22 protein-coding genes and 2 tRNA genes are annotated in these 19777 nt (G+C 71.0%); 16 read left to right on the top strand and 8 right to left on the bottom strand.

All coding sequences use genetic code 11. The annotated features are described in order from the left end of the window. Positions 1-24: 24 nt before the first annotated feature. The 3 genes from A6A06_RS02745 (at position 25) to A6A06_RS02735 (ending at position 2462) form a co-directional block, all read left to right on the top strand. Positions 25-98 (top strand) — tRNA-Met (locus A6A06_RS02745). A 206-nt stretch (positions 99-304) separates the two neighbouring features. Further along, positions 305-2167, top strand: coding sequence for a tetratricopeptide repeat protein (locus A6A06_RS02740; RefSeq protein WP_199930647.1), 1863 nt, complete (start codon positions 305-307; stop codon positions 2165-2167). A 221-nt stretch (positions 2168-2388) separates the two neighbouring features. After that, a tRNA-Met gene (locus A6A06_RS02735) sits at positions 2389-2462 on the top strand. A gap of 146 nt (positions 2463-2608) precedes the next feature. Here the strand turns inward: A6A06_RS02735 and A6A06_RS02730 are convergent. Then, the gene (locus A6A06_RS02730; RefSeq protein WP_073758377.1) at positions 2609-3028 is read right to left on the bottom strand and encodes a Fur family transcriptional regulator; all 420 of its coding nucleotides are present in this window, start codon (positions 3026-3028) and stop codon (positions 2609-2611) included. A 157-nt stretch (positions 3029-3185) separates the two neighbouring features. Between A6A06_RS02730 and A6A06_RS02725 the strand changes: the two genes are divergently transcribed. Next, entirely contained in the window at positions 3186-4649 is a 1464-nt protein-coding gene (locus A6A06_RS02725) for a catalase (protein WP_073758375.1), read from the top strand. Positions 4650-4882: 233 nt separating this feature from the next. Here the strand turns inward: A6A06_RS02725 and A6A06_RS02720 are convergent, their stop codons facing one another. Continuing rightward, on the bottom strand, positions 4883-5293 hold the full coding sequence (locus A6A06_RS02720) for a CBS domain-containing protein (RefSeq protein ID WP_073758373.1): 411 nt from the start codon (positions 5291-5293) through the stop codon (positions 4883-4885). 188 nt (positions 5294-5481) lie between these two features. Then, positions 5482-6285 (bottom strand): histidinol-phosphatase, encoded by an 804-nt coding sequence (hisN, locus tag A6A06_RS02715; RefSeq protein WP_073758371.1) that lies wholly within the window; start codon positions 6283-6285, stop codon positions 5482-5484. Positions 6286-6426: 141 nt separating this feature from the next. On the opposite strand from hisN, the gene A6A06_RS02710 reads away from it, so the two are divergent. Continuing rightward, positions 6427-7077: a TetR/AcrR family transcriptional regulator gene (locus A6A06_RS02710; RefSeq protein ID WP_073758369.1), complete on the top strand. Its 651-nt coding sequence runs from the start codon at positions 6427-6429 to the stop codon at positions 7075-7077. A gap of 53 nt (positions 7078-7130) precedes the next feature. Here the strand turns inward: A6A06_RS02710 and A6A06_RS02705 are convergent, their stop codons facing one another. The 4 genes from A6A06_RS02705 to A6A06_RS02690 form a co-directional block, all read right to left on the bottom strand. Further along, positions 7131-7454 (bottom strand): DMT family transporter, encoded by a 324-nt coding sequence (locus A6A06_RS02705; protein WP_073759713.1) that lies wholly within the window; start codon positions 7452-7454, stop codon positions 7131-7133. Between the two features lie 90 nt (positions 7455-7544). Then, complete coding sequence (gene rsgA, locus A6A06_RS02700) at positions 7545-8552, bottom strand: ribosome small subunit-dependent GTPase A (protein WP_073758367.1); 1008 nt, start codon at positions 8550-8552, stop codon at positions 7545-7547. A 13-nt stretch (positions 8553-8565) separates the two neighbouring features. Continuing rightward, the gene (gene aroA / locus A6A06_RS02695; protein WP_073758365.1) at positions 8566-9933 is read right to left on the bottom strand and encodes a 3-phosphoshikimate 1-carboxyvinyltransferase; all 1368 of its coding nucleotides are present in this window, start codon (positions 9931-9933) and stop codon (positions 8566-8568) included. A 269-nt stretch (positions 9934-10202) separates the two neighbouring features. Further along, a complete protein-coding gene (locus tag A6A06_RS02690) occupies positions 10203-10916 on the bottom strand; it encodes a M50 family metallopeptidase (RefSeq protein ID WP_073758363.1) in 714 nt (237 codons plus the stop codon). 516 nt (positions 10917-11432) lie between these two features. Here A6A06_RS02690 and A6A06_RS02680 point away from each other — a divergent pair. The 8 genes from A6A06_RS02680 to A6A06_RS02645 all read left to right on the top strand — a co-directional run bounded on the left by A6A06_RS02680 (position 11433) and on the right by A6A06_RS02645 (position 15939). Continuing rightward, on the top strand, positions 11433-11951 hold the full coding sequence (locus A6A06_RS02680; protein WP_073758359.1) for a DUF6879 family protein: 519 nt from the start codon (positions 11433-11435) through the stop codon (positions 11949-11951). Continuing rightward, positions 11948-12778 carry a helix-turn-helix domain-containing protein gene (locus A6A06_RS02675; RefSeq protein ID WP_073758357.1) on the top strand — a complete coding sequence of 277 codons (831 nt, stop codon included), beginning with the start codon at positions 11948-11950 and terminating at the stop codon, positions 12776-12778. The genes A6A06_RS02680 and A6A06_RS02675 overlap by 4 nt, the downstream gene beginning before the upstream one ends. A 170-nt stretch (positions 12779-12948) precedes the next feature. Beyond that, positions 12949-13125 (top strand): hypothetical protein, encoded by a 177-nt coding sequence (locus A6A06_RS41395; RefSeq protein WP_199930645.1) that lies wholly within the window; start codon positions 12949-12951, stop codon positions 13123-13125. A 37-nt stretch (positions 13126-13162) separates the two neighbouring features. Beyond that, positions 13163-13393, top strand: a complete 231-nt coding sequence (locus A6A06_RS02665) for a DUF397 domain-containing protein (protein WP_073758353.1) — start codon at positions 13163-13165, stop codon at positions 13391-13393. A gap of 79 nt (positions 13394-13472) precedes the next feature. Continuing rightward, complete coding sequence (locus tag A6A06_RS02660) at positions 13473-13958, top strand: hypothetical protein (RefSeq protein ID WP_073758351.1); 486 nt, start codon at positions 13473-13475, stop codon at positions 13956-13958. Between the two features lie 229 nt (positions 13959-14187). Next, positions 14188-14337 carry a hypothetical protein gene (locus A6A06_RS41390; protein ID WP_199930644.1) on the top strand — a complete coding sequence of 50 codons (150 nt, stop codon included), beginning with the start codon at positions 14188-14190 and terminating at the stop codon, positions 14335-14337. 35 nt (positions 14338-14372) lie between these two features. Beyond that, on the top strand, positions 14373-15191 hold the full coding sequence (locus A6A06_RS02650; protein WP_073758347.1) for an SOS response-associated peptidase: 819 nt from the start codon (positions 14373-14375) through the stop codon (positions 15189-15191). A gap of 121 nt (positions 15192-15312) precedes the next feature. Continuing rightward, positions 15313-15939: an alpha/beta hydrolase family protein gene (locus A6A06_RS02645; protein WP_199930643.1), complete on the top strand. Its 627-nt coding sequence runs from the start codon at positions 15313-15315 to the stop codon at positions 15937-15939. A 176-nt stretch (positions 15940-16115) separates the two neighbouring features. Here the strand turns inward: A6A06_RS02645 and A6A06_RS02640 are convergent, their stop codons facing one another. Further along, on the bottom strand, positions 16116-16709 hold the full coding sequence (locus A6A06_RS02640; protein WP_073758343.1) for a helix-turn-helix domain-containing protein: 594 nt from the start codon (positions 16707-16709) through the stop codon (positions 16116-16118). Between the two features lie 345 nt (positions 16710-17054). Here A6A06_RS02640 and A6A06_RS02635 point away from each other — a divergent pair, with 345 nt between their 5' ends. From A6A06_RS02635 to A6A06_RS02625, 3 genes are all read left to right on the top strand, one after another. After that, positions 17055-17753, top strand: a complete 699-nt coding sequence (locus A6A06_RS02635) for a sigma-70 family RNA polymerase sigma factor (RefSeq protein ID WP_199930704.1) — start codon at positions 17055-17057, stop codon at positions 17751-17753. After that, entirely contained in the window at positions 17750-18157 is a 408-nt protein-coding gene (gene rsrA / locus A6A06_RS02630) for a mycothiol system anti-sigma-R factor (RefSeq protein WP_073758339.1), read from the top strand. Before A6A06_RS02635 ends, rsrA begins: the two co-directional genes overlap by 4 nt. Before the next feature lie 524 nt (positions 18158-18681). Next, on the top strand, positions 18682-19668 hold the full coding sequence (locus A6A06_RS02625) for a tetratricopeptide repeat protein (protein WP_031001132.1): 987 nt from the start codon (positions 18682-18684) through the stop codon (positions 19666-19668). Positions 19669-19777 lie beyond the last annotated feature (109 nt).

The raw sequence follows: 19777 nt of genomic DNA, 5'->3' as shown, positions 1-19777 counted from the left end.
CGTGGTACCTTGGTTACACAACGGCGCGGGGTGGAGCAGCTCGGTAGCTCGCTGGGCTCATAACCCAGAGGTCGCAGGTTCAAATCCTGTCCCCGCTACTGAAGAAGAAGGCCCGGATCCTTGGGATCCGGGCCTTCTTCATGCGTGGCGCGACACGCCCGGGTGCGTGTGTCTTTTCCAGATGTGAACGGGAGTGGGGAGAACGGAGTTTGGCATGTCTCTGTATCGGGAAGTCGACAAAACGCTGTAGTGACCTCACTGGCTGCGGTATACCAGGTGTACGCGGGTTGCGGGTGGTGCGACGATGGCCCTCATGGGGGACAAGGCAAGGTTGTTGGAGACAGGCAGGTTTGTGCGTGCGCCCGACAACGGGCGCGAATCCAGGACTCCGGACGGACGGGACACCGTGCTTCCGGACCAGCGTGATGCCGACATGCCGCTGGACGTGATCGAGGCCGACGCCGCCGCCGAGGCGTCCGAGGCCGTCACCGAAGCGGGCCACCGCCGGGCCGCCGAAGCCGGCGACACCGGAGCCATGAGCGTGCTGGGCGCACTGCTGCTGCGCCGCGGCGACCTGGACGGCGCCGAACCGTACCTGCGCTCCGCCACCGCGGCGGGCGACCGCGCGGCCGCCAACAACCTGGGCGTCCTCCTGCACCAGCGCGGCTACGCGGACGAGGCGGCGGGCTGGTGGCGTGTCGCCGCCGTCGCCGGATCCGCCGCGGCCGCCCACGCGCTCGGCCGCTACTACCGCGAGCGCGGCGACGAGCCCGCCGCCGAGTACTGGCTGCGCCAGTCCGCCGAGTCGGGCCACTGCCTGGGCGCCTACGCCCTCGCCGACCTCCTGGAGCACCGCGGCGACGTGGGCGCCGAGCGCTGGTTCCGTACCGCCGCCGAGCGCGGGCACCGCGAAGCCGCGTACCGCCTCGCCCGCCTGCTGGACGACCGTGCCAACGCCCTGGGCGGCGGCGGTGCCCCGGACGCCGAGGCCGAACAGTGGTACCGCCAGGCCGCCGCCCGCGGGCACCGCCGCGCCGCCCTGCACCTGGGCACGCTCCTGGAGGAGCGCGGCGAAAGCCAGGAGGCCGGACGCTGGTACCTGAGCGCCGCCAAGGGCGGCGAAGCGCGGGCCGCCTGCGCCCTCGGCTTCCTGCTGCGCGACGCGGGCGACGAGGAGAGCGCCGCCGAGTGGTGGCGCCGCGCCGCCCAGGACGGCGACGGCAACGCCGCCAACGCGCTCGGCGCGCTGCACGCCGACCGCGGCGAGACCCAGACCGCCGAGCGCTGGTACCGCGCCGCGCTGGACGCGGGCGACGTGAACGGCGCGTACAACATCGGCCTGCTCTGCGCCGAGCAGGGCCGGGAGGGCCGCGGCGAGCAGTGGTATCGCCGCGCCGCCTACGCCGGGCACCGCGAGGCCGCCAACGCGCTCGCCATCATGCTGCTCCAGCGCGGCGACTCGGCCGGCGCCGAGCCGTGGTTCTCCAAGGCCGCCGAGGCGGGCAGCGTGGACGCCGCCTTCAACCTCGGCATCCTGTACGCCGAGCGTGGCGCGGAACGGATGGCGCACGAGTGGTACGAGCGTGCCGCGGCGGCAGGGCACACCGAAGCCGCACTCCAGGTCGCCATCGTCCAACTGCGCGACGGCCACACGTCGGCCGCCGAACGGAACCTGCGCTGCGCGGCGGAGGGTGGCAGCGCCGAGGCGGCGTTCCGCCTCGCCGACCTGCTGGACCGCCGCGACGGCGGCGCGGCCGGGGGGCGCCAGGGCGACGAGTGCACCCGCTGGTACGAGCACGCCGCCCAGCAGGGGCACCGGCGCGCCCAGGTCCGGGTTGGCATGTTCGCGGCGGCGCGGGGCGATGTGGTCGAGGCCGCGCGCTGGTACCGCGCCGCGGCCGAGGCGGGCAGCCGCAACGGCGCCTTCAACCTCGGCCTGCTCCTGGCCCGCGAAGGCAGCCTGCCCGAGGCCGCGCTGTGGTGGACGCGCGCGGCCGAGGACGGGCACGGGCGCGCCGCCCTGCGCCTGGCCCTGCTCGCCGCCCGGCGCGGCGCCCTCGCCGAGGGCCACCAGTGGTGCCGCCGGGCGGTGGAACTGGGGCCGCCCGAGGTGGCGGAGCGCGCGGCGCGGCTGCGCGAGGCGCTCCAGGAGGAGCTGACCGCTTAGGGCACGCCGTACGGGGCGACGCGGGGGGCCCTGTACGGCGCTCCCCCTCCCGCCGGCCGGTACGGCGCGACCTCCCGTCCGGCCCCGTACGGCGTGCCCTCGCGGCCGGTCCCGCGCGCGCCGCCGACCTCTGGCCGGCCCCGCGCATGCCGCTGGCCCCGGGGCGACGGACAGTGATTTGCGCTGGTCGTCGCGGTGCGGTTACAGTAGACACACAACGGCGCGGGGTGGAGCAGCTCGGTAGCTCGCTGGGCTCATAACCCAGAGGTCGCAGGTTCAAATCCTGTCCCCGCTACTGAAGACGAAGGTCCGGATCCTTAAGGGATCCGGACCTTCGTCGTTTGGGTCGGCGATGGGTACGCGCGAGAAAAGGTGCGCGCACGCCGAAGAGCCCGCGCCGGTCGGGGCGGGCTCACTCCTCCGTGCGGCCGGAGTCGGCGATCAGCTGTGCGAGTGGCAGTTCGGGCAGATACCCCGGTAGGTCACCGACACCTCGGAGACCTGGAAGCCGAAGCGCTCCGGCACCGGCAGCGCGTCCAGCGGGTCGCCGTCCACGTGCACGTCCCTTATCGTCCCGCACCGCGAGCACACCAGGTGCTGGTGGTCGTGGTGGGCGTTGGGGTCGTACCGCTTGGCGCGGCCGTCCGTGCTGACCTCCAGCACCTCGCCGAGCGAGACCAGCTCGCCGAGCGTGTTGTACACGGTCGCGCGCGAGATCTCCGGCAGGCGCTCGATCGCCCGCGCGTGCACTTCGTCGGCGGTGTAGTGGACGTGGTCCCCGTTGAGGACCTCGGCGACGACGCGTCGCTGGGCGGTCAGCCGCCAGCCGCGTCCCCGGAGTCGTTCCAGCAGGTCACTCATGCCAATCACCTATCAGTCAGATAAGGGCCAGGGTAGCAGTGGCTCGTCCATCACCGGATTCGGTACGAGTTTCCAGTTCTTCTTGACTTAGACATTGTCCAATGTAGGATCGGTTGCGGCGCAAGCCAAGGGCAGGTTCACGACTCAGGAGGCGCACGTGTCGGTACAGAGCAGCACCGGACCGCTGACCACGGAGGCCGGGGCTCCGGTCGCGGACAACCAGAACAGCGAGACGGCCGGCATCGGCGGCCCCGGACTCGTCCAGGACCAGCTCCTGATGGAGAAGCTCGCGCACTTCAACCGCGAGCGCATCCCGGAGCGTGTGGTGCACGCCCGCGGCGCCGGTGCCTACGGCACGTTCACGCTGACCGCGGACGTCTCGCGGTACACCCGCGCCGGCTTCCTCTCCGAGGTCGGCAAGCAGACCGAGACGTTCCTGCGGTTCTCCACGGTCGCCGGCAACCTCGGTTCCGCCGACGCGGTGCGCGACCCGCGCGGATTCGCGCTGAAGTTCTACACCGAAGAGGGCAACTACGACCTCGTCGGCAACAACACCCCGGTGTTCTTCATCAAGGACGCCATCAAGTTCCCCGACTTCATCCACACCCAGAAGCGCGACCCGTACACGGGCTCCCAGGAAGCGGACAACGTCTGGGACTTCTGGGGCCTGTCGCCCGAGTCCACCCACCAGGTGACCTGGCTGTTCGGCGACCGCGGCATCCCGGCGTCCTACCGCCACATGGACGGCTTCGGCTCGCACACCTACCAGTGGAACAACGAGGCCGGCGAGGTCTTCTGGGTCAAGTACCACTTCAAGACCGACCAGGGCGTCAAGAGCCTGACCCAGCCCGAGGCCGACAAGCTCGCCGGTGAGGACCCGGACAGCCACCAGCGCGACCTGCGCGAGTCCATCGAGCGCGGCGACTTCCCGAGCTGGACCGTCCAGGTGCAGATCATGCCGGCGGCCGACGCGGCGACGTACCGCTTCAACCCGTTCGACCTGACCAAGGTCTGGCCGCACGCGGACTACCCGCCGATCGAGATCGGCAAGCTGGAGCTCAACCGCAACCCGGAGAACGTCTTCGCCGAGGTCGAGCAGTCGATCTTCTCCCCGCACCACTTCGTGCCGGGCATCGGCCCCTCGCCCGACAAGATGCTCCAGGGCCGCCTGTTCGCGTACGGCGACGCCCACCGCTACCGCGTCGGCATCAACGCCGACCACCTGCCGGTCAACCGTCCGCACGCCACCGAGGCCCGCTCGCACGGCCGCGACGGCGCGCTCTACGACGGCCGGCACGGCGGCGCGAAGAACTACGAGCCGAACAGCTTCGGCGGCCCGGTGGAGACCGGCCGGCCGATGTGGCAGCCGATCGCGGTGAGCGGCACGACCGGTGAGTCCGAGGCGCCCTCGCACGCCGAGGACAACGACTTCGTGCAGGCCGGCAACCTGTACCGCCTGATGACGGAAGAGGAGAAGGAGCGCCTGGTCGGCAACCTGGCCGGCTTCATCTCGAAGGTCTCGCGCGACGACATCGCCGAGCGCGCGATCGAGAACTTCCGCAAGGCGGACCCCGACTACGGCAAGCGGCTGGAGGCCGCGGTCCAGGCCCTGCGCGGCTGACCCCTCCCTTGCCGTAACACCGAAGAGGCCGGACGCCAGTGGGCTCCGGCCTCTTCGCGTGCGCGCAGGGCGCCGTACGGCCGCCCCGGGCCGCCGCGCTCGGCGGCCACACGGCCACACGGACACGGCCACACGGACACGGCCACACGGACACGGCCACACGACCACACGACCGCATGGCCACACGGCCGCACCCCCGCGCCCGGGGTGCCGTCACTCCCGTGCGTGTGCCGTCACGCCGGTACGGCGCCGACCGGCTCGCGCCGTTCCGGGACCGCGGCCCGGCACCGAATGATGTCGCGGACCGACACGATCCCCACCGGCTCCCGGTCGTCGAGCACGATGAGGTGCCGGAAGCCGCCGTGCACCATGGCGTTGGCGGCCTCGTCGAGCGTCCAGCCGGGCGCGGCGAAGACCACGTCCGAGGTCGTGTGGGCCTGCGCGGTCTCCCGGTCCGGGTCCTCTCCCGCGCCGAGGGAGTTGAGGATGTCGCGCTCGGTGAGGATGCCGAGCCCGCTGGTGTCGGTGTCGAGGACGACGGCCGCGCCGACGCGGCGCGCCGCCATCAGGTGGGCTGCCTGACGCAGCGTGTGGGCGGGCCCGATGGTGAGGACCACCGTGCTCATGGCGTTGCGCACGTACATGGGCATGGAATGGAGCCACCTCCTTGGCGCTTGCGGGTGCACCTTGCGAATCGATTCACAAGTTCACAAGCCTGGGTGTTCTCATGTTCACATGGGTCCGTGGGCGCAACAAGGGGCGCGGAACGGAAGGTTGCCGTTCGCACGCCCCCGAGGGTCGCTTCGTATACGAGTTCGAGGCGAGTGGGCGCTCAGCGGCGCCCGTCACCGACGTAGTTGAGCAGTTCCTCGTGCAGCAGACCGTTGGAGGCCGCGGCGTTTCCGCTGTTCGGACCCGGTACGCCGTCCAGTCCGGTGAACCGGCCGCCCGACTCCTGCACGACGACGGCGCAGGCCGCCATGTCCCACAGCGACAGCTCCGGCTCCGCGCAGATGTCCACCGAGCCCTCGGCGACCATCATGTACGGCCAGAAGTCGCCGTAGCCGCGGGTGCGCCAGCAGTCCCGGGACAGTTCGAGGAACCCGGGGAGGCGGCCCTGCTCCTCCCAGCCGGTGAGGGAGGAGTACGCGAAGGACGCGTCCTGGATGCGGCCCACCTGCGAGGCCTGGAGGCGGCTGGCGGACGTCAGGCTGCGGCCCGTGTACGCGCCGAGGCCCTCCGCCGCCCACCAGCGGCGGTTGAGCGCGGGCGCGGACACGACGCCGACCACCGGGCGGTCGCCGCCCGCGCCGCGTTCCATCAGGGCGATGAGCGTGGCCCAGACCGGAACCCCGCGTACGTAGTTCTTCGTGCCGTCGATGGGATCGATGATCCAGCGGCGCGGGCCCGAGCCCTCGTTGCCGAACTCCTCGCCCAGGACGGCGTCGCGCGGACGGGCGCGCTGCAGATGACCACGGATCAGTTCCTCGGCCGCCTTGTCGGCCTCGCTCACCGGAGTCATGTCCGGTTTGGTCTCGACCTTGAGGTCGAGTGCCTTGAACCGCTCCATGGTCGCGGCGTCGGCGGCGTCCGCCAGGACGTGGCCGAGGCGGAGGTCATCGTGATAGTCGGGCATGTGCGAACAGTATCGATTGGTATACGGCACGAGCCACATGCCCGCGATTCCCCGGCGCGTACGGACCCTTGACAGCCCCTGGCGGCGAGTCAATTCTGTGCGGCACACCGGCCATCTGGGCCGGCGGCCTGGGAGGCGACGATGCCTACAGCGCGTGAATCCCTGCTGGACGCCGCCTACGCGGCGCTCGCGGCCAGGCCGTGGGCGGGTGTCCGGATGGTCGATGTCGCGGCCGAGGCCGGGGTGTCCCGGCAGACCCTCTACAACGAGTTCGGCAGCAAGGAGGGCCTGGCCAGGGCCTTGGTGCGGCGGGAGACGGAGGGCTATATCGCCGGGGTGACCCGGGCCCTGGCGGAGCCGGGGCCGGGCCCCGGCGCGCCGGGCGGCGACGTGGAGTCCCGGGTCGTGGCGGCGGCCGCGTGGACCGTACGGGCGGCGCGGACCAATCCGCTGGTGCGGGCGGCGCTGACGGGCTGCTGGAGCGAGCGTCTGCCGACACCGGCGGGCGGAGTGCCGGGCCAGCGCGCGGTGTATCCCGGGGGCGTGAGCACCCAGCCGGGGGCGCGCGCCGACGGGCCCCCGCCGGGGCCGACCGATCTGGTGGTCCGGTTCTGCGACTGCGCGGTGGCCGCGCTGGAGGCCGACTGGCCCAAGGAGGACCTCCCCGAACTGGGTACCGCCTGCGCCACGGCGGCCCGCCTGACCCTGTCGTACGTGGTGGCCCCCGCCGAACCGGAGGACCTCGCCCGCCAGCTGCACCGGGCCTTCGCCCACGCCGCCCACCGCCCGTGACCGCCGTCCACCGCCCCTGACCACCACGGGCCCGGCGCGGAGCCCGACAGCTCCTAGTGCGCGGAGCCCGACAACTGGAGGCCGATGACGCCGACGATGACGAAGGAGATGGACACCAGCTTGAGGGTGGAGACGAGGTCGCCGAGGAAGATCATGCCGTAGATGGCGGTGCCGGCGGCGCCGATGCCGGTCCACACCGCGTAGGCCGGGCCCACGTCCAGCTTCTTCAGCGAGAGGGTGAGCAGGCCGAAGCTGCCGAGGGCGAAGCACGCGAAGGCGACGGTGGGCCAGAGCCGGGTGAAGCCGTGGGAGAGCTTGAGACAGACCGCGAAACCGGTCTCCAGGAGCCCTGCCACCACGACGAGCAGCCACGCCATGTCCATTGCCTCCGTACGGTCCGTGACCGCTTCGCCAGCCTTGGTGTGATTATGCATTTACCTCGGCCGCAGGGCAGCAAACCCGGGCGGTCAGTCCCCTTCGCGTCGCTCCCGTGTGGCCAGCAGACGGCGTAGCGAGTACAGACGCGCCGGATCCGCGTGGCCGTCGGCCACCCACTGGTCCAGGGCGCAGTCCGGCTCGTCGTGGCTGCACGCGCGAGGGCAGTCGGCGGTGCCGGGCACCAGGTCGGGGAAGGCGAGGACGACCCGGGCCGGGTCCACGTGGTGGAGGCCGAAGGAGCGGACGCCGGGCGTGTCGATGACCCAGCCGGAGTCGTCGGGCAGGGGGAGCGCGAGGGCGGAGGTGGTCGTGTGCCGGCCGCGGCCGGTGACCGCGTTGACGTGGCCGGTGGCCCGCTTGCGGTCCGGCACCAGCGCGTTGACGAGCGTGGTCTTGCCGACGCCGGAGTGCCCGACGAAGGCGGTCATGTGTCCGCGCAGCCGCTCGCGTACCCGGTCGGCGGCGGTGCCGTCGGTGAGTTCGTCGCGGTTGGTGACGATGTACGGGACGCCGAGCGTGCCGTAGGACTCCAGGAGGGAGTCGGGAGAGGCGAGGTCGGACTTGGTCAGCACCAGCAGCGGGTCCAGGCCCGCGTCGTACGCGGCGACCAGGCAGCGGTCGATCAGCCGCGGCCGCGGCTCCGGGTCGGCGAGCGCGGTGACGATCGCGAGCTGGTCGGCGTTGGCGACGACGACGCGCTCGAACGGGTCGTCGTCGTCCGCCGTACGCCGCAGCGTGGAACTGCGCGGCTCGACCCGGACGATCCGCGCGAGGGTGTCCTTCGCGCCGGACAGGTCACCGACGACCGCGACCAGGTCGCCGACGACGACGGACTTGCGGCCCAGTTCGCGGGCCTTCATCGCGATGACCGTGCGGTCCTCGATGAGACAGGTGGTCCGGCCGCGGTCGACGGTCAGGACCAGGCCCTCGCTGGCGTCCTCGTGCTTGGGCCGGATGTTGGTACGGGGGCGGTTGCCCTTGCGGTTGGGGCGGACGCGGATGTCGTCCTCGTCGGGGTTCTTGCCGTAGCGGCGCATGGTCGAAGGAGCCTCAGCCTCTCCGGGCGGGGGCCGCCGCTTCGCCCAGCATCCCGGTCCACAGGGCGGGGAAGTCGGGGAGCGTCTTGGCGGTCGTCGCCACGTTCTCGACCTGTACGCCCGGTACGGCCAGGCCGATGATCGCGGCGGCGGTGGCCAGCCGGTGGTCCTCGTACGTGTGGAAGATGCCGCCGTGCAGCGCGCGCGGCCGGATGTGCAGGCCGTCCTCGGTCTCCGTGACGTCGCCGCCCAGCTCGTTGATCTCCTTGGTGAGCGCGGCCAGCCGGTCGGTCTCGTGGAGGCGCAGATGGGCGACGCCGCGCAGGGTGGAGGGGGAGTCGGCGAGGGCGGCGACCGCTGCGATGCCCGGGGTCAGCTCGCCGACCTCGCTCAGGTCCACGTCGATGCCCTGGACGCGGCCGGTGCCGGTGAAGGTCAGCCCGCGCTCGGTCAGCTCGCAGGACCCTCCCATGGCGGTGAAGATCTCGCGCAGCGCGTCACCGGGCTGGGTGGTGCGCTCGGGCCAGTCGGGGATGGTGACCCGGCCGCCGGTGACCAGCGCCGCGGCCAGGAACGGCTGGGCGTTGGACAGGTCCGGTTCGACGATCAGGTCACGGCCCAGCAGCGCGCCGGGGGTGACCCGCCAGACGTTCGGCTCGCCGCCCGACTCGGGGGTGTCCACCTGGGCGCCGACGCTGCGCAGCATGTCGACGGTCATCCGGATGTGCGGCATCGAGGGCAGCGCCGAGCCGACGTGCCGTACCTCGACGCCCTGGTTGAAGCGCGGCGCGGACAGCAGCAGCGCGCTGACGAACTGGGACGAGGACGAGGCGTCGATCTCCACGGCGCCGCCGTCCAGGGCCCCGCCGCCGTGGACCGTCATGGGCAGCGCGCCGCGGCCGTCGTCGTCGATACGGGCGCCGAGCGAGCGCAGCGCGTTGATCACGCCGTCGAGCGGGCGCTCGTAGGAGCGCGGGTCGCCGTCGAAACGGATGGGGCCGTCGGCGAGGGCCGCGACCGGGGGCAGGAAGCGCATGACCGTACCGGCGTTGCCGACGTCGACGGTGGCCGGGCCGTGCAGTCCGGCCGGGATCACCCGCCACGCCTCACCGCCGCCGCCGTCCGCGCCGGCCGTCGAGGCGTCGCTGGAGGGGGCGGTCTCCTCGATGCCGACGCCCATGGTGCGCAGCGCCTCGGCCATCAGCAGGGTGTCGCGCGAGCGCAGCGGGCGGCGCAGCCAGCCGGGTTCGGAGGACAGGGCGGCGAGGACGAGGCCACGGTTGGTGACCGATTTGGAGCCGGGCACGGTGACGGTGGCGTCGACCGCTCCGGCAGCGACGGGGGCGGGCCAGAGGGCGGGATGCACGGGGCTCTCGGTCATGTCCCTCACTTTAATGGCTGAGACGGGGTGCAGATCTTGATCAAAAGTGGCGCAACCTGCAGGAAACACGGCACTGATAGTGCAGGCCGGGTCACTGTCCGGCGCCGCGCTCCCGGCCTCGCGCTCCGGGGCGCGTCCGGCGGGCTCCGGCGCACGGCCCTCGGGGCCTCGGAGCGGGCACCGGTCTGCGGTCCGCATCGGATCGGAATGGGGGCCGACCTGCGGCCCGCACCGGCTCGCGCGGGCTCCGGCGCGCGGCCGGAACCGGCTCAGAGGTTGAGCAGCCAGCGCCCGCCGCCGGCCAGCGAGCAGAGCGTCACCAGGTGGAAGAGCCCCAGCCAGACGGCCGCCGGTAGGCGGGTGAGCCGGGCCAGCTGGTCGGGGTCGGAGTCCCCGGCCCGGCCGCGGCGCCGCTTGCCCTGGAGTTCGAAGGGCGGCCGCACGCCGCCCAGCAGCAGGAACCACACCACCGCGTACGCGAACGCCGCCTGCACGTCGGGGGCGGTCAGCCAGGAGACGAGGAAGAAGGCGGCCCCGGCGAGCACGACGGTCAGCACGCCGTACGCGTTGCGGATCATCAGCAGCATCGCGGCGAGCAGCGCGGTGGCGCCCCACAGCAGCGCCGTGATGTGCCCGGAGGCCAGCAGCCAGGCGCCCAGGAGTCCGAGCAGGGACGGGGTGATGTATCCGGCGGCCGCGGTGAGGATCATGCCGAGGCCGGTCGGCTTGCCGCGCGAGACCGTCAGCCCCGAGGTGTCCGAGTGCAGCCGGATGCCGGACAGCCGGCGCCCGCTGAGCAGGGCGATGAGCCCGTGCCCGCCCTCGTGGGCGATGGTGATGGCGTTACGGGACAGCCGCCAGGCGCGGTACGGCGCGATGGCGCCGAGGGCGAGCACCGCGGTGACGACGACGAGCCAGGGCGGCGGGTCGGGCTGGATGCCGAAAACCCTGTCCCATACGTCGGTGATATGACCGGTGTCCATCTCTCCCCTTGGTGTGGCGTGGCACTGTGGCATACATGTGCGGACGGTATGGAAGCCGTCCAGCTAACACGACTCCCCTGTGACTCCAGCCCCGCAGGTCACAGGCTCAGAGCCCCGGTTCGTTACGGGGCTCTTTGCGTACCCGTGCTGACTCCGTGCTGGGTTTGGTGGAGTCCGTTTCGGAGTGGTCGGGGGCACTGCGATGGTGTCGTGCTGACCAAGACGCTCTGCCGGGGAGCGCGGTTTCCTGTTCTCTCAACTGGCACACCTTGACCCCCTGTCACGCGCTCGGGAGCATCGGACACACAACCTCACATCAGGGGGAAGACATGCCCGCCAGGCGACTCGTCGGTGAATGCGAGGGCGGCACCTGCGCCACCCTGTACGCCGTTGACGGCACCGGTGACTTACTTGTCCAGGGGTACAACACCAGCGAAGCGGAGACGGCTGGAATCGACGTTCCGGCGGGGGAGTCCGTAGTCCGCATCCCCGCCCACATCATCGAGAGGTACGCCCGTGAATATCTCAACGGATGAGTTCGGGAAACTCTTCACCACCTTCGAGCGGGAAGCGTTTCGGCTGGAAGCGCTGGACGATTACAGCGGTTCATCCAACCCGGAAATGATCCGTGCTTTCCTGGCCGGTGAATCTCAGCCTGCCGAGTACAACCAGCAGTGGGTGGACGACGTACGCGCAAACATCGAAGCGGGTAAGCGCATGTATCGCGTCCACGTGGTCTCGCGACCGCTTACGGATTACCTTCGATTCGAACTCGGATGGGGCTACGTCAAAAATCAGAAGGCGGGGGAAGAGTTCTTCATTCTCGACACCACCGACCAGGGCAACCCGGTTTACGGCGTACCGGATTTCTGGATGTTCGACGAATCCCAGGTAGCCTCGATGAACTACGTCGAGAATGGAAGGTTCCTCGGAGCTGAGCTACAGCCCGAAGCGTCCGAATGGATCGAAATTCGGAATGTCGCGATGCGACAAGCTGTGCCGTTCTCCGACTGGTGGGCGCAGCACGGCGAGTGAACAGCGTTGATATCGGGCAGTCGCTGCGGGAACTGCGAGAGGCCGGCGGAAAGCAGGCCAAAGTCGTGGCCCGTGGCGCTGCCATGTCGCCGAGCAAACTCAGCAAGCTTGAAAACGGGGTACTGGCCCCCAGCATCATCGACGTAGAACGCATTCTGACGGTCTTGGAAGTCTCGGGGGAGGCGAAGGTTCGGCTCATGGAGGTTGCCCGGCAGGTAGCCACGGAGGCTACCGCGTGGCGCATCTACCGGCGCTCGGGACTCCACAAGCATCAGGAAGAGATCAGGGCCATTGAGGCCAGTACAACGCTGCTCAGGCTGTTTCAGCCGTCATGCATCCCCGGGCTGCTTCAGACTCCCGAATATGTGAGGGGAATCCTCAAAGACTGGGATCTTACCGAAGATGCACTAGAGAAGATGGTCGGCGCTCGGCTCAAGCGGCACGATGTGCTGCACCAAGAGGGGCGAAGTTTCCGTTTTCTTATCACAGAATCAGTGCTCCGCTGGGAGATCATCGGGGCGCGGTCGATGGCAATGCAGTTAGACAAAATCATCAGCATGTCGAGATTCCCTAACATCGCCATCGGTGTGATTCCGCAACGAGGAGGCAAGCCAGGATTGCCTACATCGGCATTCGTCCTCTTCGATGCTCGGCTGGCCACTGTCGAAGTACCGCACGCGGAGATCACCACTACCGAGCTTCCAGATATCGACCTGTACCTGCGCAAGTTCCAGAAATTCGAGCGAGTGGCTGTTACCGGCGACGACATGCGGGACCTCGTGGCAGGCATCCGTGGTGACTTCTTGAGGCAACAGGAAACGGACTAGAGGATTCGCCGTGGTGGCCCGAGGATGTACTCATGCCGACCGAACCGAAGAGCCACAGGCAGGGAGTCCCGCAGGGTTGGCGGATGGACCCGATTCCGAGCCGTCAGGCGTACCGGGATGATGATGGGAACATTCGTGTCCCGATGTGGTTGACGAAGAACGGTCGGCACATGGCAGACACAGAAATGGTCCTGCTTCCGTCCGAGGCCACTCTATTGGCCGAGAGTCTGACGAATGCCATGCGGGACGGTCCCAGGCCGATGCTGGACGAACTCTTCCGGGAGTCCGCGACGGCTCTTGCCCCTGGGGTTGTGTACGTGCGGAAGCCGGAGCAGTACCCGTTCTGAGCCTGCCCCTTCACTGATCTCGCAGGAAGGCGCACCCATGTCCCGAACCGACCTTTACAGCCTGCCCATCGACGGAGTCACGTTCCTCAAGGCGTGCGGAGGCAACACGCACCCGGACGGCGAGTCCTGCGCGACCCTCGCGAAGATCGGCCCCGACGCGTGGGCGCTGGGTGACGGCAAGCGGCCCGGTGCGGAGCCGCTGAGGTTCACCACCGCCGAGCTGGCCGCGGCCGGTATCGACCCGGCCCGCTTCGGCCTCTCGGCCTGAATGGCCGCTCCCTGGCTGGCGGCCTCTGTTCTCTGGGGAGGCGGGGGCCGTCTTCAACTGCTCTGGCGAGGATCATCAGTTGCACTACCACGGCTATCTGTGGACCGGCTCCAAAAAGCGGTTCGACGAGGAGGCATTGCGGCGGCCTCCCCAGCCTGATCCGCCCCCGGCTCCGGCGGGTGACGACGACACCGCAGGGAAGCGGCTGGTTGAACGCTATCGAGAGGTGCGGACAGAGTTCCCCGTCGTGGACCTGCCGCCGCTGGAGACGGCCTATTGGCTCGTCAAGCCCGGCAGGCTGGTACGGGGCACCTGGGACGAGCCGAAGGAAGCCGCGCAATGGCTCGGGGAACAGCTCGCCGCTTACGCGCCCCGGTTCGCGTCCGAGACGGACCGCGACACGACGCGACTGGCGATACTCGTCAGCTCCGCCACCGAACGCCTGGAGCGGGGTGGCGACGTGTCGCATGGCTTCTACCTCGAACGGCCCTCGTTCCTGTCTCTGGCTCTGGTGTGCTGTTCTCCGAACCAGGCCGGGCCGGAACCAGAGTGTCCGTTGCGGTAGGTCCTCGGTAAAGATGCCTCGGCCTATCTCGGGCCGGGGCTGTCGCTTCGCTTCGGGACTCCGGGATTGCTTGGCGGAACGGCCAAGCGTCCATCCGCCCGCCATAGGGCCTGCTGACCTGCCGGGCGGCGGGGCAAGGGAAGTGGGTACCTGCTGGACCCGTCGCCCGGCACACGTCACGCACCGGTTCGCCTCGACGGCGCTCAGCAGCGGTCTGCCATTGTTGGACGTGTCCGGGTGGCTCGGACGCAAGTCCATCAACGAGACGGCCGACACGTACGGCCACCTCACGCCGGACTCGACCGGGCGAGCCATCACGGTCATGGATGTGGCGATTACCCAGCACCGTGCCGACTTGGTGCTGACTACGGCGGCCTGACTCGGGGAATCCGCAGGTCGGAGGGGTGGTTCACGATGTGCGGACGGTATGCAGCGAGTCGCAGCCCCGAGGATCTGGCGGGGCTTTTCGAGGTCGAGAAGTGGGAGCCGGAGGAGACCCTGGCGCCCGACTGGAACATCGCCCCGACGAAGCACGTCCACGCGGTGCTCGAACGTCCCCTTAAAGACGCGGAAGAACGCCGTCCGGTTCGCCAGCTGCGGAGACTGACCTGGGGGCTGGTCCCGTCCTGGGCGAAATCGCCTGATGTCGGGGTGAAGATGATCAATGCGCGGTCGGAGACGGTGCACGAGAAGCCCTCGTTCCGGCGGCCGTTCGCGGCCCGCCGCTGCCTGCTGCCCGGCGACGGCTACTACGAGTGGGTCACGGCGGCGGCCGAACGGCAGCTGGAGGAGCAGGGGAGGAAGAAGCGCCCCCGCAAGCAGCCGTACTTCGTCACCCCGGCGGACGGCCAGGTGATGGCGCTGGCCGGGCTGTACGAGTTCTGGCGCGACCGCACGCTGCCCGACGACCATCCGCAGGCATGGTGGGTGACCTGCACGGTCGTCACTACCGAGGCCGAGACCACCCCGCTGGCGAACGCGGACGGCGGCGAGGGCCCGCAGGCGCTCGCCGACATCCACCCGCGGATGCCGCTGGTCATGACGCCCGACAAGTGGGACGCCTGGCTCGACCCGGCCCGTACCGACGTGGACGACCTGCTGCCGCTGCTCGCGCCGCCGCCCGCCGGGCTGATGCGCGCGTACCCGGTCCCGTCCGAGGTGAGCAACGTCCGCAACAACGGCCCGGAGCTGGTCAAGGAGCTGGCGGCGCCGGAGGCGGGCACGCTGTTCTGACGCCGGGTCGCCGGGTCGCCGGGTCGCCGGGTCGCTGGGTCGCCGGGCCGCCGTGCGTCCGGCGCCGGGCCGCCGCGTGCCCCGGCGCCGCTCCGGGCGGGCGGGACGGCAGGATGAAGGCGTGAGCGAAACAGTTGAGACTCCTGTGGGCGAGGCGCGCATCACCTGGCACCCGGCGGAGGACGCGCGGGCCGTCCTCGCCGTCAGCCACGGCGCCGGTGGCGGCATCGAAGCGCGTGACCTGCGCGCGCTGGCGGCGGAGCTGCCCGCGCGCGGGTACACCGTGGCGCTGGTCGAGCAGCCGTGGCGGGTGGCCGGCAAGAAGCTGGCGCCGGCCCCCAAGACACTGGACACCGCCTGGACCGCGCTGTGGCCGGCGCTGGAGAAGCCGGGCCTGCCGGTCGTCGCGGGCGGCCGCAGCGCGGGGGCGCGGGTGGCCTGCCGTACGGCGCGCGGCCTGGGCGCGCACGGCGTACTGGCGTTGAGCTTCCCGCTGCACCCGCCGGGCAAGCCGGAGAAGTCGCGCGCGGACGAGCTGACCGGGGCCGGGGTGCCGACGCTGGTGGTGCAGGGCGCCCGTGACCCGTTCGGGCGGCCGCCGGAGTTCCCGGAGGGGACCCGTATCGTCGAGGTGCCCTACGGGGACCACGGTTTCGCCGTGCCGAAGAAGGCGGACCTCGACGAACCGGCGGCGATGGCCGTGATCACCGACGCGGCGGGGGAGTGGCTGGACGGCCTCTTCACCTGACCGCTGCGCCCGCCCCGGCCGCGCCCGGCTCCGGCCGCGCCCCGACCCGACCGCGCCCCGCCCCGGACCCGGCTGCTCCGGCCGCAGCCCGCTCCGGCCGCAGCCCGTTACGGCCGCAGCCCGTTACGGCCGCCCCGACCCCGCCCCACCCGGCTCCCAGGCTCCCCATACGCCTCTCAGTCGCCCTCCCCCTTCCCCCGCGGCCGGGCGCGTACGTGCATCCGCTCGCCCTGCCGCCCGAAGAGGCTGAGCACCTCCACCGGTTCGTCGCCCGCCGGGCCGAACCAGTGCGGCAGCCGGGTGTCGAACTCCGCGGCCTCGCCGGACCGCAGCAGCACGTCCCGGTCCGCGAGCAGCAGCCGCAGCCGCCCGGAGAGCACGTACAGCCACTCGTAGCCCTCGTGGGTGCGCAGGTCGGGCGGGCTGGTGACCGGGTCGATGACCATCTTGTACGCCTGGAGTCCGCCGGGCTGCCGGGTCAGCGGCACGACGGTCATGTGCTCCCTGCGCTGCGGCACCGCGCGCACCCGGGGATCACCCACCTCCGGCGCGCCGACCAGCTCGTCCAGCGGCACCTGATGGGCCTGGGCGAGCGGCAGCAGCAGTTCGAGGGTGGCTCTGCGGCCGCCCGATTCGAGTCGGGAGAGGGTGCTCACCGAGATGCCCGTCGTCTCCGACAGGGCGGTGAGTGTCACCCCCTTGTCCTGCCGCAGCCGCCGCAGCCGCGGCCCCACGTCCGCCAGCACCCGTTCGTACGCCTTGTCGTCCATCTCTTCATTGCTGAAGCGGCAAGCGCATTTGTCAAGGCCCGGCCGGCTGCCCGGCCGATTCCGCAGGCCGGCGTGACCATGCTCACGGGGCGGGCCCGCGGTGCGGGAATGACGTGCGGGGCGCGGCTGTTGTGCCGGTTGTAGGAACGCCGAGGGAATCTTCGAAGAAGTGGAGTCCGCCGCATGGGAATCGCTTGCCCAGCCCGCCCGCAGGCCGCTGACCTGCAGTGGTCACAGCTGAGGGGCGCCCAGGCCGCCATGGCTGGAGCGGCGGCGATACCGGATCGTCGTCTATTCTCCGAATCGAGCGGGTCCGCGACCGGATCCGTCACGGTGTTGGAGGAGGTGGGTCCGGTCACCGGTACCGACGCAGGGACCGACGGTACGGCAGAGGAGCACGTCGGCAACGGGAAGCGGGAGACGGACGCCGAGCGCAACGCGCGCTTCGAGCGGGACGCGCTCACCTTCCTGGACCAGATGTATTCGGCCGCGCTGCGCATGACGCGCAACCCGGCCGATGCGGAGGACCTGGTTCAGGAGACGTATGCGAAGGCGTACGCGTCCTTCCACCAGTTCCGCGAGGGGACGAACCTCAAGGCGTGGCTGTACCGCATCCTCACGAACACCTTCATCAACTCCTACCGCAAGAAGCAGCGCGAACCCCAGCGCAGCGCCGCCGAGGAGATCGAGGACTGGCAGCTGGCGCGCGCCGAGTCGCACATGTCCACGGGTCTGCGTTCCGCCGAGTCCCAGGCGCTCGACCACCTGCCCGATTCCGACGTGAAGGCGGCCCTTCAGGCCATTCCGGAGGAATTTCGCATCGCGGTCTACCTCGCGGACGTCGAGGGCTTTGCGTACAAGGAGATCGCCGACATCATGGGTACGCCCATCGGCACGGTGATGTCCCGTCTGCACCGCGGCCGGCGCCAACTGCGCGGCATGCTGGAGGATTACGCCCGTGAGCGTGGGCTGGTCCCCGCCGGGGCAGGCGCCGCGACGGCGCAGTCGTCGCAGCCGCACGATCGGAAAGGCTCGGGATCATGAGCTGCGGAGAGCCGCACGACAAGGACTGCTCAGAGGTCCTCGACCATCTGTACGAGTACCTCGACCGCGAGATGCCGGCCGGTGAGTGCGAGAAGTTCCAGGAGCACTTCGACGAGTGCTCGCCCTGCCTGGAGAAGTACGGGCTGGAGCAGGCCGTCAAGAAGCTGGTCAAGCGCTGCTGCGGCCACGACGACGTGCCGGTCGACCTGCGGTCGAAGGTCATGGGCCGGATCGACCTGATCCGGGCGGGCGAGGCGGTGCCCGAGCAGAGCGTGCTCGAACAGGCCAAGCAGGAGCAGGCGGCGGCCCGTGCCGCCCAGGCCGCCAAGGCCCCCGAGCAGGCGTCCGGGCCCGGCCCGGACAGCACGCTCGACGCGCGTGGTGAGACCGCGCGGGCCGAATAGGGCGGCGTATCACCCCAAGGGGTGAGGGGCGGGACGGTTCGTCCCGCCCGATCCACTGATCGCGGCGGTGTGTGCCGCGTCCGCGCCGCGTCCCGTGAGCCGCGGACGCCGTTCCCGCGAGCCCCGGTCCGTGCGGCCTTCCCGCCCGCCGGACCCCAACTTCCGTACAACGGACACCCGTTCCCGTACGTACCGCTGCCCGCCCGGCGCGCCCCGGCGCCGGGGCACTCCTCCCGGATCCACACAAAGGCCCGCGCAAGGTCATGGAACCGATGGGTAATGAGCGGCCCCGGAGATGGGCATGGTTGGATGCGAAGGAACCCCCACGAACGGGGATTCAGGGGGTCGGCGAAAGGCAAGGAGCCGATGAGGGGGTCGGTGGCGGGCCGCGGGCGCCGCGGCAACCGGGCTGAGCCCGGCGGCAATCTGTGGCAGGTTGTCGAGTGGGCCCCCGAGCGTCCCCCGGCCTCCGCCCGGGAGACCGTCCGGGGCGGCATCCAGGAAGCAACCAGCAGGCGGGAATCGTGAAGATCTTCGGCAAGGTACGGCACCGGCCCTCCGCCTCGTGGCGGCAGGCGACCGACCGCGCTTTCACGCTGATCGGTGACGGCCGTTACGAGGACGCGGGCGCACTGCTGACGCGGGCGGCCGACATGGAGCCGTGGCTGTCGGAGTCCTGGTTCAACCTCGCGCTGCTGCACAAGTTCCGGCACGACTGGGAGCAGGCGCGCGCCGCCGGACTGCGCGCGGTCGCCCTCCTGGACCGCGAGGCCGGGGCCCCCGACTGGTGGAACGTGGGCATCGCGGCCACCGCCCTCCAGGACTGGCCGCTGGCCCGGCGGGCCTGGCAGGCCTACGGTCTGAAGGTCCCCGGCGAGGGTTCGCCGTCAGCGGAACCGGTCGGCATGGAGCTGGGCAGCGCCGCCGTGCGCCTGTCCCCGGAGGGCGAGGCCGAGGTGGTCTGGGGCCGCCGGCTGGACCCGGCCCGTATCGAGGTGCTGTCCATCCCGCTGCCGTCCTCCGGGCGGCGCTGGGGCGAGGTGGTGCTGCACGACGGCGTGCCGAACGGCGAGCGCACGACCGCCGCAGGACCGTCCTTCCCGGTGTTCGACGAGATCGAGCTGTGGGCGCCCTCCCCGGTGCCGACCTGGGTGGTGCTCCTGGAGGCCGCCACGGAGGCCGACCGGGACGCCCTGGAGCGGCTGGCCGCCGACGCGGGCTTCGCCGCCGAGGACTGGTCGTCGTCCGTACGCCTGCTGTGCCGTACGTGCTCGGAGAGCCGGATGCCCAGCGACGAGGGCGAGGGCGAGCACCTGGACCCGCACGACCACAGCGAGCCGGGCCACCCGGGCCCGCTGGGCCACCGTACGGCGGGCTCCGGCTCGCTGTGGGTGCCGGAGCGCGAGTGCGGCATCGCGGCCCCCGCCGGGCTGGTGCGCGGCCTGCTGGACGGCTGGGTCGCGGACAGCCCGGACACCCGCGAGTGGCGGGACCTCGAAGAGGTCTGCTGAGGCCCGGCGCCGGGCCCCGGCGCACGACGTCCTGTGCGCCCTCGGAGCGAGCCCTGCGCGCTCCCGGAGCGGGCCCGGCGTGCTCCCGGAGCGCGGCCGGAACAGGACG

The organism is Streptomyces sp. CB02923, assembly GCF_001905005.1.
Lineage (GTDB): Bacteria > Actinomycetota > Actinomycetes > Streptomycetales > Streptomycetaceae > Streptomyces.
This window is presented reverse-complemented; position numbering and strand designations above follow the sequence as displayed.

Bases quoted from the DNA above. Each gene is read 5' to 3' on its own strand.
- A6A06_RS02740 (WP_199930647.1), top strand. From the start codon at position 305: ATGGCCCTCATGGGGGACAAGGCAAGGTTGTTGGAGACAGGCAGGTTT.
- A6A06_RS02650 (WP_073758347.1), top strand. From the start codon at position 14,373: ATGTGCGGACGGTATGCAGCGAGTCGCAGCCCCGAGGATCTGGCGGGG.
- A6A06_RS02640 (WP_073758343.1), bottom strand. From the start codon at position 16,709: ATGGACGACAAGGCGTACGAACGGGTGCTGGCGGACGTGGGGCCGCGG.
- A6A06_RS02690 (WP_073758363.1), bottom strand. From the start codon at position 10,916: ATGGACACCGGTCATATCACCGACGTATGGGACAGGGTTTTCGGCATC.
- rsrA (WP_073758339.1), top strand. From the start codon at position 17,750: ATGAGCTGCGGAGAGCCGCACGACAAGGACTGCTCAGAGGTCCTCGAC.
- rsgA (WP_073758367.1), bottom strand. From the start codon at position 8,552: ATGCGCCGCTACGGCAAGAACCCCGACGAGGACGACATCCGCGTCCGC.
- aroA (WP_073758365.1), bottom strand. From the start codon at position 9,933: ATGACCGAGAGCCCCGTGCATCCCGCCCTCTGGCCCGCCCCCGTCGCT.
- A6A06_RS02720 (WP_073758373.1), bottom strand. From the start codon at position 5,293: ATGTACGTGCGCAACGCCATGAGCACGGTGGTCCTCACCATCGGGCCC.
- A6A06_RS02710 (WP_073758369.1), top strand. From the start codon at position 6,427: ATGCCTACAGCGCGTGAATCCCTGCTGGACGCCGCCTACGCGGCGCTC.
- A6A06_RS02705 (WP_073759713.1), bottom strand. From the start codon at position 7,454: ATGGCGTGGCTGCTCGTCGTGGTGGCAGGGCTCCTGGAGACCGGTTTC.
- A6A06_RS02730 (WP_073758377.1), bottom strand. From the start codon at position 3,028: ATGAGTGACCTGCTGGAACGACTCCGGGGACGCGGCTGGCGGCTGACC.
- A6A06_RS02665 (WP_073758353.1), top strand. From the start codon at position 13,163: ATGTCCCGAACCGACCTTTACAGCCTGCCCATCGACGGAGTCACGTTC.
- A6A06_RS41395 (WP_199930645.1), top strand. From the start codon at position 12,949: ATGGCAGACACAGAAATGGTCCTGCTTCCGTCCGAGGCCACTCTATTG.
- hisN (WP_073758371.1), bottom strand. From the start codon at position 6,285: ATGCCCGACTATCACGATGACCTCCGCCTCGGCCACGTCCTGGCGGAC.